We start from the raw sequence: 17434 nt of genomic DNA, 5'->3' as shown, positions 1-17434 counted from the left end.
ACATGGGGGCAGTGGCTCCGGCATTCACGACGAACGGCGAGCATAACTGAAGATGAGACAAATTGTGACGAGCTGCGGGAGTTTGCGTTGTCAGGGCTGACGCCATCGCCGGCAAGCCGGCTCCTACAGGGGATTAGTCCAGCCACAAAACATGCGTACGACAAAAAACCGTGTAGGAGCCGGCTTGCCGGCGATGGCGATCCCGCAGACGCTACATAACTATCAGAACAACACCTTCGCCACATCCGCAAAGCGCTTGGCGAAATGCACGGTAACCCCCCTTCCTTCCGGTAACTCGCCGAAACTGCCGATATCGTGCTTTGGCAGAATCAATTCAAAGATCTTCTGCCGCAGATTTTCAGCTATATACGCTATGCACTTGTCTGCTTTTTTACGGAGCAACAGTAGAGTCACTTTATGACGATGGGCAAGTCGTCAGTCCAGTTCGATTCATATGTTATATCGCTCTCCGAATATATTTGTCTGGCCTTCAATGCATAAGAACCAGGGGTTAGCGCCCAGTTGGGTTTTGTCGTCCAAAAGCCACCGCCATCGGGATTAGTGCTGGTTTTGTACGTGCCGGTGGGTAATGGACTTATCTTGACCAGTTCAATTTCGACCCGAGTGGTGAAGGCATGTCCATGTCCTTGGATAGTTTGCTCGATCAGAGGAAGTGACTCTCCCTTAAGAGGTTTGGTTATTCTTGGTCGATCAAGCACTTTTTGGTAATTTACTTTTTCGGTTGGTTCGGATGTTTCTTCTGGCCAATTCCGTCGTTGCCTTACACGAATCCATTTACGCCCGGGGACTTCAAGCTCTGGCCCTTCGGGTGTAAAACTCCACGTCCCGTTCTTATTCGCGTCGGCCATGGGTTTCCAATGGTTTTCAGCCCAAAAACAGAAGTTCAGTTCAATAGAGGCGAACGGTTCTCCTAATCCTTCTATTACCAGTTTTTCAACCTTATCCCCCTCTTTAGGACTCAAGATAGTCGGAGGGGCTAATTGCGTTTTTTCTTCCATGATTGCTCTCACTTTAATGAGGATATGAGCAACCGTTTTATCAGGGCAGGGAAATGAATCCACCTGTCAGAAGTGTCAGCTCCGACAGGTGGTCGTTGTGCAGTGAGGCGATGAATTAAAACAACACCTTCGCCACATCCGCAAAGCGCTTGGCAAAATGCACGGTAATCCCTTCCTTCAGATAATCCGGCAATTCATCAAAACTCCCGCGATTCGGCTCCGGCAGAATCAATTCAAAAATCTTCTGCCGCCGCGCCGCAATCACCTTCTCGCGCACTCCGCCAATCGGTAAAACATGCCCGGTCAGCGTCAGTTCGCCGGTCATGGCCACGCCTTTTTTCGGCGGCTGATTGCGTGCCAGCGAGAGCAGGGCGCTGGCCATGGTCACGCCGGCGCTCGGGCCGTCTTTCGGGGTGGCGCCTTCCGGTACGTGCAGGTGGACGAAAGCCTCGTCGAAGAACTTCGGATCGCCGCCAAACGACTTCAGATTCGAGCTGACGTAGCTGTAGGCAATTTCCGCCGACTCCTTCATCACGTCGCCCAGTTGCCCGGTGAGTTTGAAACCACGGTTGAGCGTGTGAATCCGCGTCGCTTCAATCGGCAGTGTCGCGCCGCCCATGCTGGTCCAGGCCAGCCCAGTGATCACGCCGGTACCGGACAGCACTTGCTCGTTGCGGAACACCGGGTGGCCGAGTGAGGCTTCGAGGTCTTTCGGGCCGAGCTTGATCACCGCTTTCGGCTCATCGATCAACTTCATCACCGCCTTGCGCACCAGTTTGCCCAGTTGTTTTTCCAACTGCCGCACCCCGGCTTCACGGGCGTAACCGTCGATCAGCGCCTTCAACGCGGTGTCGCTGATGCTCAGGCTGCCTTTCGACACGCCAGCCTTCTCAAGCTGCTTGGGCCACAGATGACGCTTGGCGATGGCGATTTTTTCTTCGGTGATGTAACCCGACAGGCGAATCACTTCCATTCGGTCGAGCAACGGGCCGGGGATTGAATCGAGGGTGTTGGCGGTGCAGACGAACAGCACTTTCGACAGGTCCAGACGCAGGTCCAGGTAATGGTCGAGGAATTCGACGTTCTGTTCCGGGTCGAGGGTTTCCAGCAGCGCCGAGGCCGGATCGCCCTGGTAGCTCTGGCCCATCTTGTCGATTTCGTCGAGCATGATCACCGGGTTCATCACTTCGACGTCTTTCAACGCTTGCACGAGTTTGCCCGGCATCGCACCAATGTAGGTGCGGCGGTGGCCCTTGATCTCGGCTTCGTCGCGCATGCCGCCGAGGCTGAAACGATAGAACGGTCGGCCAAGGGATTCGGCGATGGATTTGCCGACGCTGGTTTTACCCACGCCCGGCGGACCGACCAGCAGCACGATGGAGCCGTTGATCTCGCCTTTGTAGGCTCCCACGGCGAGGAACTCGAGGATGCGGTCCTTGATGTCCTCGAGACCGGCGTGGTGCTTGTCCAGCACCTTGCGGGCGTGCTTGAGGTCGAGTTTGTCCTCGCCATACACGCCCCACGGCACCGAAGTGGCCCAGTCGAGGTAGTTGCGCGTGACCGCGTACTCCGGCGATCCGGTCTCGAGGATCGACAGCTTGTTCATTTCCTCTTCGATGCGTTTCTGCGCCTGCGTCGACAACACCTTGCCGACCAGGCGCTGTTCGAACTGCTCGATGTCGGCGCTGCGGTCATCCTTGGTCAGGCCCAGCTCTTGCTGGATGACTTTTAACTGTTCTTTGAGGAAAAACTCGCGCTGATGCTCGCCGATCTTGCGGTTAACTTCGGCGGAAATTTCTTTTTGCAGTCGCGCAACTTCAACTTCCTTGCGCAGCATCGGCAGGACTTTTTCCATGCGCTTGAGCATCGGCACGCAGTCGAGCACTTCTTGCAGCTCGCTGCCGGTCGCCGAAGTCAGGGCGGCGGCGAAGTCGGTCAGCGGTGACGGATCGTTGGGGCTGAAGCGGTTGAGGTAGTTTTTCAGCTCTTCGCTGTACAGCGGGTTGAGCGGCAGCAGTTCCTTGATCGCGTTGATCAGCGCCATACCGTAGGCCTTGACCTCGTCGGTCGGCTCGGTGGGCTGGTGCGGGTACTCGACTTCCACCAGGTACGGCGGGCGATGGTGCTTGAGCCAGGTCTTGAGGCGTACGCGGGTCAGGCCCTGGGCGACGAATTGCAGTTTGCCGTTTTCGCGACTGGCGTGGTGCACCTTGACCAGCGTGCCGTAGAGCGGCAGGGCCGAGGTGTCGAAATGGCGCGGGTCTTCCTGGGGCGTGTCCATGTAGAACAGGGCCAGGGAGTGATGATCGGATTTGCTCACCAGATCCAGCGTTTCAGCCCACGGTTCTTCATTGACGATCACCGGCAGCACTTGGGCCGGGAAGAACGGGCGGTTGTGGATCGGGATGATGTAGACCTTGTCCGGCAGGTTCTGGCCGGGCAGGGCGAGGCCTTTGCCGGTGGAGTGGTGCGGGGCGTTTTCGGGGTCGGCGTAGTCGCTCGGGTCTTCGGGGAATTCTTGCTGGTCGCTCATGGGGCACCTGCGCAATGGGGTATGGGTCTTAGATGGGGCAGGTGGGGGGTGGTTTCAATGGTCGGGGGTGTTTCATGATGTGCGTTCAGGTTTTCGACAGGGTTGGGGATTTTTGGCGTTTGTGCGGCCTCATCGCTGGCAGCCAGCTCCTACAGGGTATGCGTAACCTTTGTAGGAGCTGCGATGCGGCGACCCGACTTGCCAGCGATAGCGGATGGTCAGGCACTGCCGAGCTAAACCTTGGCACTCACCTCACTGCGATTGACCAACGCCTCCAGCGCATCGGTCAGACTCGGCGCCTTGTCGCCGACCAACAGATGCCAGATGCCACCGTCCAGTTGACTGACCCCCTGGCAACCCAACGCCTTCAAATCACATTCCGACAGGGCCTTGCCGTCGGCCAGTTGCAGGCGAATCCGGGTCATGGCGACGCAATCCATCTGCAAGACGTTTTCCCCACCACCCAACGCATTCAGCCAGCGCTGTGCTTGCGGGTGCTCCACTGCAGCGGGGGCAGGCGTATCAATCGCAGCCGCCGGTGTCGACACCGCCGCACGACCCAGTGCCGGCATCGCCAGGCGGATTTCATCGGCAATGCTGTCGGCCATCGGCCCGACCACTACCTGCAAACTCCCGCCCTTGCCCGGACGCACCACAGCCATAGCGCCCAGCGCTTTCAGCTCGGCATCGTTGGCCTTGTTGCGATCCACCATGTCCAGTCGCAGTCGCGTGGTGCAGGCACCGACGGTGAGCAAATTCTGCGCGCCACCCAGCGCCTTGATGTACGCCCCGGCCCGTTGGTTTTCCGCCACCCGCGCTTTCTCGGTCGTGGTCACCTCTTCACGCCCCGGCGTCTTCAGGTTGAACCGGCGAATGCAGAAATCGAACACCGTGTAATAAATCACCGCATAGGCCAGCCCCACCGGGATCACCCGCCACCCATTAGTGGATTTGCCCCAACCGAGAATCATGTCGATGAAGCCACCGGAGAAGGTGAAACCGAGGTGGATGTTCAGCAGGTTGGTGACAGCCATCGACAGGCCCGTCAGCAGCGCGTGCAGCAGATACAGCAGCGGCGCGAGAAACATGAAGGCGAATTCGATCGGCTCGGTCACCCCAGTCAGGAACGAGGTCAGGGCCATCGACAGGAAGATCCCGCCCATCACTTTGCGCCGTTCCGGCAACGCATTGCGGTACATCGCCAGGCACGCCGCTGGCAGGCCGAAGAGCATCACCGGGAACATGCCGGTAGTGAATTGGCCGCCCTTGGGGTCACCGGCGAAGTAGCGCGAGATATCGCCGGTCACCAGTGCGCCCGTGGCCGGGTCAGTGAAGTTGCCGAAGACGAACCACGCCATGTTGTTGATGATGTGGTGCAGGCCGGTCACGATCAGCAGGCGGTTGAGCACGCCGAAAATGAAGGCGCCCACGCTGCCGCTTTCCAGCATCAATACACCGAAGCTGTTGATGCCGTGCTGGATCGGCGGCCAGATCAGGCCGAACACCACGCCCAGGCCGACTGCGGCGAACCCGGTGATGATCGGCACAAAGCGCCGGCCGCCGAAGAACGCCAGGTATTCCGGGAGCTTGATGTCTTTGAAACGGTTGTACAGCGCGCCGGCCATCAAGCCGCTGACGATCCCCGCGAGCATGCCCATGTTGATGCTCGCGTCGAGCACCTTGAGGGTGGAGATCATCACCAGGTAGCCAATCACTCCAGCGAGGCCGGCGGTGCCGTTGTTGTCCTTGGCGAAGCCGACCGCGATGCCGATGGCGAAGATCATCGCCAGGTTGGCGAAGATGACCTGACCGGCATCGTGGATGATCGCGATGTCCAGCAGGTCGGTGTCGCCCAGGCGCAGCAGCAACCCGGCAATCGGCAGGATAGCGATCGGCAGCATCAGCGCACGGCCGAGGCGCTGCAGGCCTTCGATGAAGTATTGGTACATGGCGGATCTCCCTGGATTCTTGTTATTAGTTGTTCAGCTCAGAGGCCAATGTTGATGACAGGCGTGACGCACCGCGCTGGCGCTGCTCAGCTTGAGCAGGCCGAGGCTGATGCGTCGGCATTCGCTGGCGTCGAGGTGGCGCACCCGGTCCTTGATTTCGCCGATTTGCACCGGGCTGACCGACAACTCGCTGACGCCCAGGCCAATCAGGACCGGCGTCGCCAGCGGATCGGAGGCGAGCGCGCCGCACACGCCGACCCAGCGGCCATGCACGGCGGCACCGGCGCAGGTCTGGGCGATCAGCCGCAGCAGCGCCGGGTGCATGGCATCGACCCGCGACGCGAGGCCGGCGTGGTCGCGGTCCATCGCCAGGGTGTACTGGGACAAATCGTTGGTGCCGATGGACAGGAAGTCCGCGTGTTCAGCCAGTTGCTCGGCCAGCAACGCGGCGGCCGGGACTTCGATCATCACCCCCAGCTCCGGGCGCTCGCTGACACCGAGCTCCGCGCACAAGGCCTCGAGACGCTGGCGGACGTGCAACAGCTCATCGACTTCGGTGACCATCGGCAGCAGGATCCGGCAGCGCGACAACGGGCTGACGTGCAGCAGGGCGCGCAGTTGCTGATCGAGAATTTCCGGACGGGCCTGAGCCAGGCGAATCCCGCGCAAGCCGAGCACCGGATTGGCCTCGGCCGGCAATGGCAGGTAATCGAGCTGCTTGTCGCCGCCGACGTCGATGGTGCGGATAATCACCGATTTGTCGCCCATGGCGTCGAGCACCGCTTGATAGGCGACACGCTGTTCCTCTTCGTCCGGCGCAGTGTGGCGGTCGACGAACAGGAACTCGGTGCGCAGCAGGCCGACGCCATCGGCGCCGTTGGCCAGCGCATCGGCTGCCTCAGCGCTGGAGGCGACATTGGCGGCGACTTCGATCTGCACCCCGTCGAGCGTCAGTGCCTGGGTATGCGCCTGAGATTGTTGCAGCGCTCGACGTTGCTGGTGGTCCCGTTGCGCCTGATGCACGTCGGCCATGCGCTGGGCAGAAGGCGCGAGTTCGAGACGCCCACCGTCGGCATCCAGCACCACCGCCTGGCCCTGTGGCTGATCCAGCAGCGCCGACCCCAGCGCGACCATGCACGGCAAGCCTTTGCCGCGAGCGAGAATCGCCACGTGGGATGTCGCGCCGCCCTCGGCCATGCACAGCCCGGCGACCCCTTGCTGGCTGAGTTGCAGCAGGTCGGACGGGGTCAGTTCATGCGCGGCGACGATGGCGCCGGCCGGCACGTCGTAGTGCCAGCTCTCACCGAGCAGGGCGCGCAATACCCGTTGCTTGAGGTCGCGCAAGTCGTTGGCGCGTTCGGCCAGCAATGGGCTGCCGAGTTGCTGCAACACGTCGCATTGCACGTCGATCGATTGGCTCCAGGCGTGAGTCGCGGCCACGCCCCGGTCGATGGCGGCGTGCGCTGCATCCAACAGCGCCGGGTCTTCGAGCAGGGCGAGGTGCGCGGCGAAGATCGCTTCTTCTTCGGTGTCCTTGTGCTTCCTGGCCTGAGCCAGCGTGGTGTCGATTTCGCGGCGCACGGCGTTCAGCGCGGTATCCAGGGCTTGGCGTTGTTGCTCTGGAACGTGGTTGCCGGCGTCCTCCGGCAGGCTGATCGTGTTCAAGCGAAATAGCGGTCCGCCGACCAGGCCGGGCGCGGCGCACACACCATGAAGCACACCCGCTTCGGCTGCACGCCCACGCTGGGCAATCGGTGTTGGCGCGATGGCGTGACTGTCTTCGGCCAGCGCGGTGGACAATGCCGTCAACAACGCTTGCAGCGCCGCTTCGGCATCCGTGCCCTGACAGCTGACCTGAACCTCGTCCTGCTCACCGATGGCCAGCCCCATCAGCCCGATCAGGCTGTCGCAGCGCGCCGATTTGCCGGCGAAGTGCAGCTGTGATTTGCTTTTGAAACCTTGTGCGGTCTGGCGGATCAGCGCTGCCGGCCGGGCGTGTAAACCACCCCGATGGGCGATACGGATGTGGCCGACAAACGCTTCCCCGGACAGGTCCGCTTCTGCCTGCGCGCCAGACGCCTGCCGACGAATGATGTGCAGCAACGGTTCGCCGACCTTCACCGATTTCAGCGTGATTGGCCGCGCCTGAAAGTCCTCGCTGTTGGTCAGGATCATCAGGCTGACAAGGCTTTTGCACTGCTGCGCGACCTTGTCCAGGTCATAGCGCAGCAGTGGCTGGCCATTGGCGACGCGCGCCCCTTCCTTGACCAGCATCGAGAACCCGTTGCCCTGCAACTCGACGGTGTCCAGGCCCAGGTGCAGCAGCAATTCGGCGCCGTTGTCGGCGCGCAAGGTGATGGCATGGCCGGTGCGGGCGACGTGTACCACGACGCCGGCGCACGGCGCGTGCAGGGTATCGTTCAGCGGATCGATGGCGATCCCGTCGCCCATCGCGCCGCTGGCGAACACCGGGTCCGGGACTTTGGCGAGTGTGAGCACCGGGCCGCTGAGCGGGGCGCTGAGGGTCAGCTCTTTATTATTGTTGTGCATGGCTCGGTCTCATCAAAAAACAACAGTTCGTATCAACGCCGTCCCCTGTAGGAGCCGAGCTTGCTCGTGAAGGCGGCATTTCAGCCGCAGATGATGCGTCGGATGTACCAACGTCTTCGCGAGCAAGTTCGGCTCCTGCAGGGGGATGCATTCACCATTCGAATCAATGCGTTCGCGTGACTTTGCTCAGGTGCCGTGGCTGGTCCGGGTCCATGCCGCGCGCCACCGCCAGACCAGCGGCCATGACGTAGAAACTCTGGATCGCCAGAATCGGATCGAGGGCCGGGTGTTCGGCGCGGGTCAGGGTGAGGTCACGTTCGGCGATGTCATCCGGCGCGGCCAGCAATACGCGGGCACCCCGCAGGCGCATGTCGGCGGCGAGACTGATCAGACCAGCTTGCTCGGCACCACGCGGGGCGAACACCAGCAGCGGATAGTGCTCGTCGATCAACGCCATCGGGCCGTGACGGACTTCGGCGCTGCTGAAGGCTTCGGCCTGAATCGCCGAGGTTTCCTTGAATTTGAGCGCCGCTTCCTGGGCGATAGCGAAGCCGGCGCCACGGCCGATCACCATCAAGCGCTGGCAATCGCGCAGGGCATCGATGGCCAGGCTCCAGTCCTGCTGCGCCGCTTCGCGCAGACCTTCCGGCAAGGCGTGGCCGGCTTCGAGCAATTGCTCGTCTTCTTTCCAGTGCGCGATCAGGCGGGCGCTGGCGCTGAGGGTGGCGATAAAACTCTTGGTCGCGGCGACGCTGCTTTCCGTCCCTGCGCACAGCGGCAGGCTGAATTCACACGCAGCTTCCAGCGGCGAACTTTCGGCGTTGACCATGGAAATGCTCAAGGCGCCGCGTTTGCGCAACAGACGCAGGCTGTTCACCAGATCCGGGCTTTGCCCTGATTGCGAGAAGGCAAACGCCACCTGACCGCTGACCTTCAACGGCGCTTGTTGCATGGTCACCACCGACATCGGCAGCGACGCCACGGGAATTCCCAGTTGCTGCATGGTCAGGTAGGCGAAGTAGCTGGCGGCATGGTCGGAACTGCCGCGTGCGACGGTCATCGCCACTTGCGGCGGCTGACGGCGCAGACGCCCGGCAATCTCGATCATCTGCGGGTCGAGTTGCTGCAACTGCGCCTGCACGGCTTCGAACGAGGACAGCGCCTCTTCAAGCATTTTTGAAGTCAATGTCTTCTCCTTCGACCATGACGGCGGTCAGTGTGAGTGAGCGATCCAGCCGCACGCAGTCGGCCCAGGCGCCGGGTTGCAGGCGTCCGCGTTCGGTGATGCCGAGGTAGTCGGCGGGGAATTGCGAAAGACGTTGCGAAGCCTCGGCGATCGGCAAACCGATCTTCACCAGGTTGCGCAACGCCTGATCCATGGTCAGCGTGCTGCCGGCCAGGGTGCCGTCGGGCAGGCGCACGCCGCCCAGGCATTTGGTCACCGTGTGGCTACCGAGCTTGTATTCACCGTCCGGCATGCCGGCGGCGGCGGTGGAATCCGTGACGCAATACAGGCACGGAATCGAGCGCAGGGCTACGCGCATCGCGCCGGGGTGCACGTGCAGCAAGTCCGGAATCAGTTCCGCGTATTTCGCATGCGCCAGCGCTGCGCCGACGATGCCAGGCTCGCGGTGATGCAGCGGGCTCATGGCGTTGTAGAGGTGGGTGAAACTGCTCGCGCCGGCTGCCAGCGCGGCCACGCCTTCCTCATAACTGCCGAGGGTGTGGCCAATCTGCATGCGCACGCCACGCGCACTGAGGGCGCGGATCAGGGCATCGTGGCCGGCGATTTCCGGGGCGATGGTGATGACCCGGATCGGCGCCAGGGCCAGGTATTCCTCGACTTCGGCCATCAACGCGGTATGGGCGAAATTCGGTTGCGCGCCAAGTTTGCCGGGGTTGATGTACGGGCCTTCCAGGTGCACACCGAGCACGCGGGCGCTGCCGCTCGGGCGTTGTTCGCAAAACTCGCCGACGGCTTTGAGCACACTGGAAATCTCTTCGCTCGGCGCGGTCATGGTGGTCGCCAGCAACGAGGTGGTGCCGAAACGCACGTGGGTTCGGGTGATGGTTTCGAAGGCGGTCGCGCCTTCCATGATGTCTTTGCCACCGCCGCCGTGAACGTGCAGGTCGATGAAGCCGGGCAGCAAGTAAGGCAGGTCGTTGTCTGCCGGATCGCACGGCACGCCTTCGATCGACAGGACCTTGCCGTGTTCGTGAACCAGCCGGCCGCGTATCCAGCCGTCGGCGGTGAGGATGTTGTCTTCGGACATGATGGGGTCTCGGTTCTTAGCGGCGAAGCTCTTTATCAACGAAGCTCTTTATCTACGCAGCTCTGCGACAAAGTCGTAGTAGTCGTTGCGGCAATAGGTGTCGGTGACTTCGATCGGCGTGTTGTCTTCGAGGTAGCCGACCCGGGTCATCAGCAACATGGCGGTGCCGGGGGCGATGCCGACCAGTGCGGCGAATTCGTCCGAGGCGTTGATCGCCTGGATGTGTTGCAAGGCGCGGACCACCGGTTTGCCGATGCCGTCGAGGTATTCGTAGAGGGAATCGCCCACCGCTTGAGGCTTGGGAATGATCGAGGCGGGCAGGGTGCTCATCTCGATGGCCATTACCGTGTCATCGGCTTTGCGCAGGCGTTTGAGCCGGGCGACCTTGTCGTTTGGCGATAGGCCGAGGCGAATCAGTTCTTCGTGGGTCGGCGGGGTGATTACCCGCTCCAGCCATTGCGAGCCGGGGACGAAACCTTTCAGCCGCAGCATCTCGCTGAAACCCGAGAGGCGCGACAGTGGTTGTTCCAGGCGCGGGGTGATGAAGGTGCCGGACCCTTGATTGCGCCGGATCAGGCCTTGATCGAACAGCACTTCCAACGCCTTGCGGGCGGTGACGCGGGAGATGCCCAGTATTTCGCTGAGGTTGCGTTCCGACGGCATCGCCTGCTCGGCTTTCCACTGGCCGGCGTGGATCGCCGCTTCCAGATTACGCGCCAGTTGCAGGTACAGCGGCGTGGGTTGGGTGTCGTCAGGGCGCAGGGCCTGGAGGTCATTCATGTTGGGTGTCCGATGCGGATATTGGAGTGTTGTCGCCCGGTGGTGCAACGAAAACTAATACCACTTAAATACCATGTCAATGAGACCACTTTGCTGTTGGCGCGGTAAAACCTGCCTTTGTGGGTGGCATACAGGGTTGTTGGTTTTAAGTGGTATTAGCGGAGAGGACGTTGCAAGCAAAAATCGCAGCGTTTGGCAGTGCCTGCGGGTGGGAGTGGTATCAACCCAGCAGGTGCCGCCAAAGGCTGCGATCTTTAGATTTTATTTTGTAACGTGCGACCAAAGGTCGGTGTTACGGGCGGATTTCGATCATCGTGCCGTCCGGCACCAGGCCCCATACCTCGCGCATGTCCATGTTGCGCATGGCGATGCAGCCGTCGGTCCAGTCCAGGGTGTGGAACAGGTTCTCAGGGTTTTCTTCGGTGTCCGGCGTACCGTGGATCATGATCATGCCGCCGGGCTCGACGCCTTCGCGCCGGGCGCGCGCAGAGTCGCTGATGTTCGGGTAGGAGATGTGCATCGCCAGGTTGAATTTATCGCTGACCTTGCGCCAGTCCAGCCAATAGAAACCTTCAGGCGTGCGTTTGTCGCCTTCCATCAGTTTCGGCCCCTTGGGGCGTTTGCCCAGGGAGATGCGATAGGTCTTCAGCGGCTTGCCGTCGTTGATCAATTGCAATTGGTGGGCGGACTTGAGAACCAGGACTTTGTCGATGACTTTGCCGTCCAGCGTTTCCGCAACGGAAGCCTGGGAGATAGCGACAAACGACAAGCAAAACAGGGCAAGCAACCAGCGCATTGAAACGATATCCCTAAGAGGTGTCGCGGCTATTTTATTTATAGATGTTTTTTAAGTGATGGCAGGCTGAGCAAGCGGCGGGATCGACTCGGATCGCACGGGGTAGACCTCGGTCCGCCGGTCAGCGAAGAAGCATTCTAAGGTACGGCCCACCGTGCGGAAAGCCAGGTCAGACCACGGGATGTCGGCTTCGTCGAAAAGTGCCACTTCCAGGCTCTCGGGACCGGCGGAAAAATCCAGGTCCACCAGCTCTGCGCGAAAGAACACATGCACCTGACTGATGTGCGGCACATCGATCAACGTATAGATGCTCAAGTTGCGCACCCGCGCGCAGGCTTCTTCGGCCGTTTCGCGAATGGCCGCCTGTTCGATGGTTTCACCGTTCTCCATGAAACCGGCGGGCAGGGTCCAGTAACCGAGCCGTGGCTCGATGGCGCGCCGGCACAGCAACACTTTCGAGCCCCAGGTCGCCACGCAGCCGGCGACGATATTGGGGTTCTGGTAGTGAATCGCCTGACAGCTGTCACAGACAAAACGCAGACGCGAATCGCCTTCGGGAATGCGCTGGGTGACCGGGTTGCCGCACTGACTGCAAAATTTCATGCTTGGGTTCCTGAATGCTGCGCCTATCTTGGCGTGCGGCGGTGTCTGTCGGCAAGTTGTCGTTTAGCGACACTCCGCAGTTCGGGGCTTGGGCGGTCGATGTGATTGGTGCATGATGCGAGGTAGCGAATAAATCGAGAAGACTCATGCTGGACGAGCTACTGCATCGAGTAAGCAACCACATCCCACGCACACTGGAAACCGACAAGCGTTTCCCGGAGGCCGCGGTTCTGGTGCCCATCACTCGCAGTGATGAACCGGAACTGGTTCTGACCCTGCGCGCCAGCGGGCTCTCGACCCATGGTGGTGAAGTGGCCTTCCCCGGCGGACGCCGCGACCCGGAAGACCCGGACCTGATTTTCACCGCGCTACGCGAGGCCGAAGAAGAAATCGGCCTGCCGCCGGGGCTGGTCGAAGTGATCGGGCCATTGAGCCCGCTGATTTCCCTGCACGGCATAAAGGTCACGCCTTATGTCGGCGTGATCCCGGATTTTGTCGAGTACCTGGCCAACGACGCCGAGATCGCTGCGGTGTTCAGCGTTCCCCTGGAATTCTTCCGCAAAGACCCGCGTGAACATACCCATCGCATCGATTACCAGGGCCGCAGTTGGTACGTGCCGAGTTATCGTTATGGCGAATACAAGATCTGGGGCCTGACCGCGATCATGATCGTCGAGTTGATCAACTTGCTCTATGACGCCAAAATCAGCCTGCACCAGCCGCCCAAGAGTTTTATCAACACCTGAAGCCATCGCTCGTATGGCGTGAAGCCGCGGCTGCCTGAGCCTGAGGACAACACGATGAAATACCGCCTGGGCGACGCCCGCGTCGACACCCATCCGCAAAGCTGGGTTGCCCCCAACGCTGTGCTGGTGGGCAAGGTCAAACTGGAAGAGGGCGCCAACGTCTGGTTCAGCGCCGTGCTGCGTGGCGACAACGAACTGATCCTGATCGGCAAGAACAGCAACGTCCAGGACGGCACCGTGATGCACACCGACATGGGCTACCCGCTGACCATCGGCACCGGCGTGACCATCGGCCACAACGCCATGCTCCACGGCTGCACCGTCGGTGACTACAGCCTGATAGGTATTAATGCAGTGATCCTCAACGGCGCAAAAATCGGCAAGAACTGCATCATCGGCGCCAACTCGCTGATCGGCGAAGGCAAGGAGATTCCGGACGGTTCGCTGGTCATGGGCTCGCCCGGCAAGGTCGTGCGCGAACTGACCGAGCCGCAGAAAAAAATGCTCGAGGCCAGCGCTGCGCACTATGTGCATAACTCCCAGCGTTATGCCCGCGATCTGGCAGAGCAGGAAGAATGAACACGCCCGAACGTCCGGTGCTATCGCCCTGCGTGAATATCTGTGCGCTGGACGACGATGACATCTGCACCGGGTGCCAGCGCACCGTGGCGGAAATCACGGGCTGGAGCCGGATGAGTAATGACGAGCGCCGAACGGTCCTGGGACTGTGTCACGAACGGGCGAAATCCAGCGGGTTGATCTGGATGATTGAGGCGAAACCGGGAAATTGAGGCGCGGCCATCGCGAGCAGGCTCGCTCCCACAGGGGAATGCGATCAAATGTGGGAGCGAGCCTGCTCGCGAAAGCGTCAGCGCTGACACCACCGCCCCCTCTGAAGTAACCTGTGCGCCAATTTGACAGGTACCTCCATGCTCTTCCTGATCGCCTACATCAGCAGCGTCGTGCTGATCAACTACGCCTTTTCCACCGCGCCGCACCTGGACATCATCTGGTCCGCCTGGGGCGGTTTGGTCTTCGTCCTGCGCGACATGGTGCAAACCCGCTTCGGCCACGGTGCAATCGCGGCGATGCTGGCAGCGCTGGTGCTGTCCTATGTCACCTCCGATCCGTCCATCGCCCTGGCCAGCGCCACCGCGTTCGCGGTCTCCGAATGCATCGACTGGCTGGTGTTCAGCATCACCAAACGCCCGCTGCACGACCGCCTGTGGATAAGTTCGGCCCTGAGCATTCCCCTCGATACCTTCATCTTCTTCGGCATGATCGACGCGTTCACCCCGGCCGTGATCCTCACCGCCATGGGCTCGAAGTTCGCCGGCGTGACCGTCGTGTGGCTGATCATGGCGTGGCGCTTGCGTAAACTGGCCATCGCCGGCTGAAGCCAAACCCTCAGGTTCATGTAAAATGCCGCGCTTTCTCCCCATGGGAAGCGTGCCAGGCACCGCGACCCTCGATGATCCGCTCCTTTGAGGACCTGAGATGACCCGTATCGGAACTCCATTGTCGCCAACCGCGACCCGCGTATTGATGTGTGGCTGTGGTGAGTTGGGCAAGGAAGTGGTGATCGAGCTGCAACGCCTGGGCGTTGAAGTGATTGCCGTTGACCGTTACGCCAACGCGCCGGCCATGCAAGTCGCTCACCGCAGCCACGTGATCAACATGCTCGACGGCGCTGCCCTGCGTGCCGTGATCGAAGCCGAGAAGCCGCACTTCATCGTGCCGGAAATCGAAGCCATCGCCACCGCGACCCTGGTTGAACTGGAAGCCGAAGGCTTCACCGTGATCCCGACTGCACGCGCTGCGCAACTGACCATGAACCGTGAAGGCATCCGTCGCCTGGCCGCTGAAGAGCTGGACCTGCCGACCTCGCCGTACCACTTTGCCGACACCTTCGAGGATTACAGCAAAGCCGTTCAGGACCTGGGCTTCCCGTGCGTGGTCAAGCCGGTGATGAGTTCGTCGGGCAAGGGCCAGAGCCTGCTGCGCAGCGTCGATGACGTGAAAACCGCGTGGGATTACGCGCAAGAAGGCGGCCGTGCCGGTAAAGGTCGGGTGATCGTCGAGGGCTTCATCGACTTCGATTACGAAATCACCTTGCTGACCGTGCGTCACGTCGGCGGCACCACGTTCTGCGCGCCGGTCGGTCACCGCCAGGAGAAGGGCGACTATCAGGAATCCTGGCAGCCACAAGCCATGAGCCCGGTTGCCCTGGCGGAATCCGAGCGTGTGGCCAAGGCGGTCACCGAAGCCTTGGGCGGTCGTGGTCTGTTTGGCGTCGAACTGTTCATCAAAGGCGATCAAGTGTGGTTCAGCGAAGTCTCGCCGCGCCCGCACGACACCGGCCTGGTGACCCTGATTTCTCAGGACCTGTCGCAGTTCGCACTGCACGCACGGGCCATTCTGGGGCTGCCGATTCCATTGATCCGTCAGTTCGCGCCTTCGGCTTCGGCGGTAATTCTGGTGGAAGGGCAGTCGACCCAGACGGCTTTCGCCAATCTCGGCGCGGCATTGAGCGAGCCAGACACGGCGTTGCGTCTGTTCGGCAAACCTGAAGTGAATGGTCAGCGCCGGATGGGTGTGGCGCTGGCGCGGGATGAGTCGATCGAGGCAGCCCGGGCTAAAGCGACCCGCGCTTCTCAGGCGGTCGTAGTCGAGCTGTAACCGAGGCGCGGCCTTCGCGGGCAAGCCTCGCTCCTACAGGTTATTTGTCGAGCGAACCATTGTCGTTCGACGCGGACCTGTAGGAGCGAGGCTTGCCCGCGAAGCTTTTTCTATCAGGCCACCCGATTCAAATCGTTGTGACGCGTCTCTTTCAGGCACAGCACCGCAATCAAACTCAGCACCGCCGCCCCCGACACATACCCGCCGACGTAACTCAAACCGCCCATCGCCACCAGCTTCTGCGCAAAGAACGGCGCCGCCGAGGCTCCGACAATGCCGCCCAGGTTGTAGGCCGCTGACGCACCGGTATAACGCACGTGTGTCGGAAACAGCTCCGGCAGCAGCGCACCCATTGGCGCAAACGTCACGCCCATCAGAAACAGCTCGATGCACAGGAACAGCGCCACGCCCCAGGTCGAACCCTGGGTCAGCAGCGGTTCCATCAAGAACCCGGACAGAATCGCCAGCACGCCGCCGATGATCAGCACCGGTTTGCGCCCGTAACGGTCACTGGCCCAGGCCGACAACGGTGTCGCGGCGGCCATGAACAGCACCGCAAAACACAGCAGCGCGAGGAAGGTTTCGCGGGTGTAGCCCAGCGTCGACACGCCATAACTCAGTGAAAACACCGTCGAGATGTAGAACAGTGCGTAGCACACCACCATCGAACCGGCGCCCAGCAGCATCGGCGCCCAATACTGGCTGAACAGCTCGACCAGCGGGATCTTCACTCGCTCTTGACGGGCCATGGCATTGGCGAACACCGGGGTTTCGTGCAGCTTGAGGCGCACGTACAGGCCGACCATCACCAGTGCGGCGCTGAGCAGGAACGGGATCCGCCAGCCCCACGAACGGAACTGTTCGTCGTTCAGTGTCATTGCCAGCGTCAAAAACAGCCCGTTGGCCGCGAGAAAGCCAATCGACGGGCCAAGCTGCGGGAACATGCCGAACCAGGCGCGCTTGCCCTTGGGCGCGTTTTCCGTCGCCAGCAATGCCGCGCCGCCCCACTCGCCACCCAGGCCCAAACCCTGGCCGAAGCGCAGCACGCAGAGCAGGATCGGCGCCCAGGCCCCGATGCTGTCGTAACCCGGCAGCACGCCGATCAGCGTGGTGCACACGCCCATCAGCAGCAAGGAGGCGACCAGGGTCGATTTGCGCCCGATGCGGTCACCGAAGTGGCCGAACAGTGCCGAGCCCAGCGGCCTGGCGAGGAACGCGATGCCGAACGTGAGAAACGCCGAGAGCATCTGGGCCGTGCCGGAGGTCTGCGGAAAAAACACCGGACCGATCACCAGCGCTGCGGCAGTGGCGTACACGTAGAAGTCGTAGAACTCGATGGCGGTGCCGATGAAACTCGCGGTCGCCACGCGGGTGGCGGAGTTCGTCGGTTGCGCAGGCGTGGCTTCGGTATAGGTCGTGCTGGTAGTCATGCGGTAATCCCTGACAGTCATGTGCCCCAGTGGAGCGAATTATTATGGTCGAACACCCAGGGATGTGGGTTTGATG

Annotated in this window: 15 protein-coding genes and 1 pseudogene; 5 read left to right on the top strand and 11 right to left on the bottom strand. The window is 61.4% G+C overall.

Translation table 11 applies throughout. The annotated features are described in order from the left end of the window. Positions 1–222 precede the first annotated feature (222 nt). The 10 genes and pseudogenes from KGB27_RS27225 to KGB27_RS27180 all read right to left on the bottom strand — a co-directional run. Positions 223–351, bottom strand: a pseudogene (locus tag KGB27_RS27225) (hypothetical protein); the annotation flags it as partial. 59 nt (positions 352–410) lie between these two features. After that, entirely contained in the window at positions 411–1019 is a 609-nt protein-coding gene (locus KGB27_RS27220) for a hypothetical protein (RefSeq protein WP_223557025.1), read from the bottom strand. Between the two features lie 115 nt (positions 1020–1134). Then, a complete protein-coding gene (lon, locus tag KGB27_RS27215) occupies positions 1135–3552 on the bottom strand; it encodes an endopeptidase La (protein ID WP_223557023.1) in 2418 nt (805 codons plus the stop codon). A 233-nt stretch (positions 3553–3785) separates the two neighbouring features. Then, positions 3786–5501 carry an N-acetylglucosamine-specific PTS transporter subunit IIBC gene (nagE, locus tag KGB27_RS27210; RefSeq protein ID WP_223437922.1) on the bottom strand — a complete coding sequence of 572 codons (1716 nt, stop codon included), beginning with the start codon at positions 5499–5501 and terminating at the stop codon, positions 3786–3788. Between the two features lie 33 nt (positions 5502–5534). Continuing rightward, positions 5535–8051: a phosphoenolpyruvate--protein phosphotransferase gene (ptsP, locus tag KGB27_RS27205; RefSeq protein WP_223557021.1), complete on the bottom strand. Its 2517-nt coding sequence runs from the start codon at positions 8049–8051 to the stop codon at positions 5535–5537. A 163-nt stretch (positions 8052–8214) separates the two neighbouring features. After that, positions 8215–9237 carry an SIS domain-containing protein gene (locus KGB27_RS27200; RefSeq protein WP_223437918.1) on the bottom strand — a complete coding sequence of 341 codons (1023 nt, stop codon included), beginning with the start codon at positions 9235–9237 and terminating at the stop codon, positions 8215–8217. Then, the gene (gene nagA, locus KGB27_RS27195; protein ID WP_223557019.1) at positions 9218–10324 is read right to left on the bottom strand and encodes an N-acetylglucosamine-6-phosphate deacetylase; all 1107 of its coding nucleotides are present in this window, start codon (positions 10322–10324) and stop codon (positions 9218–9220) included. Before nagA ends, KGB27_RS27200 begins: the two co-directional genes overlap by 20 nt. A gap of 48 nt (positions 10325–10372) precedes the next feature. Beyond that, entirely contained in the window at positions 10373–11104 is a 732-nt protein-coding gene (locus KGB27_RS27190; protein ID WP_223557017.1) for a GntR family transcriptional regulator, read from the bottom strand. A gap of 292 nt (positions 11105–11396) precedes the next feature. Beyond that, positions 11397–11900, bottom strand: a complete 504-nt coding sequence (locus KGB27_RS27185; RefSeq protein ID WP_008025576.1) for a murein L,D-transpeptidase family protein — start codon at positions 11898–11900, stop codon at positions 11397–11399. Positions 11901–11951: 51 nt separating this feature from the next. Beyond that, positions 11952–12503, bottom strand: coding sequence for an NUDIX hydrolase (locus KGB27_RS27180; RefSeq protein ID WP_008042386.1), 552 nt, complete (start codon positions 12501–12503; stop codon positions 11952–11954). Between the two features lie 146 nt (positions 12504–12649). On the opposite strand from KGB27_RS27180, the gene KGB27_RS27175 reads away from it, so the two are divergent. The 5 genes from KGB27_RS27175 (at position 12650) to purT (ending at position 15928) form a co-directional block, all read left to right on the top strand. Further along, on the top strand, positions 12650–13249 hold the full coding sequence (locus tag KGB27_RS27175; protein ID WP_008025581.1) for a CoA pyrophosphatase: 600 nt from the start codon (positions 12650–12652) through the stop codon (positions 13247–13249). A 54-nt stretch (positions 13250–13303) separates the two neighbouring features. After that, entirely contained in the window at positions 13304–13828 is a 525-nt protein-coding gene (locus KGB27_RS27170; RefSeq protein ID WP_223557015.1) for a gamma carbonic anhydrase family protein, read from the top strand. Further along, on the top strand, positions 13825–14040 hold the full coding sequence (locus tag KGB27_RS27165) for a DUF1289 domain-containing protein (protein WP_223557012.1): 216 nt from the start codon (positions 13825–13827) through the stop codon (positions 14038–14040). The genes KGB27_RS27170 and KGB27_RS27165 overlap by 4 nt, the downstream gene beginning before the upstream one ends. Positions 14041–14178: 138 nt before the next feature. Continuing rightward, the gene (locus KGB27_RS27160; protein ID WP_008042383.1) at positions 14179–14646 is read left to right on the top strand and encodes a VUT family protein; all 468 of its coding nucleotides are present in this window, start codon (positions 14179–14181) and stop codon (positions 14644–14646) included. Positions 14647–14746: 100 nt separating this feature from the next. After that, a complete protein-coding gene (purT, locus tag KGB27_RS27155) occupies positions 14747–15928 on the top strand; it encodes a formate-dependent phosphoribosylglycinamide formyltransferase (protein WP_008042382.1) in 1182 nt (393 codons plus the stop codon). 113 nt (positions 15929–16041) lie between these two features. Here the strand turns inward: purT and KGB27_RS27150 are convergent, their stop codons facing one another. After that, positions 16042–17358 carry an MFS transporter gene (locus tag KGB27_RS27150; RefSeq protein ID WP_223557011.1) on the bottom strand — a complete coding sequence of 439 codons (1317 nt, stop codon included), beginning with the start codon at positions 17356–17358 and terminating at the stop codon, positions 16042–16044. Positions 17359–17434 lie beyond the last annotated feature (76 nt).

It is taken from the genome of Pseudomonas sp. BF-R-01, assembly GCF_019946615.1.
Lineage (GTDB): Bacteria > Pseudomonadota > Gammaproteobacteria > Pseudomonadales > Pseudomonadaceae > Aquipseudomonas > Aquipseudomonas migulae.
The sequence above is the reverse complement of the archived record's forward strand: the minus strand, read 5'-3'. Positions and strand labels throughout refer to the sequence as shown.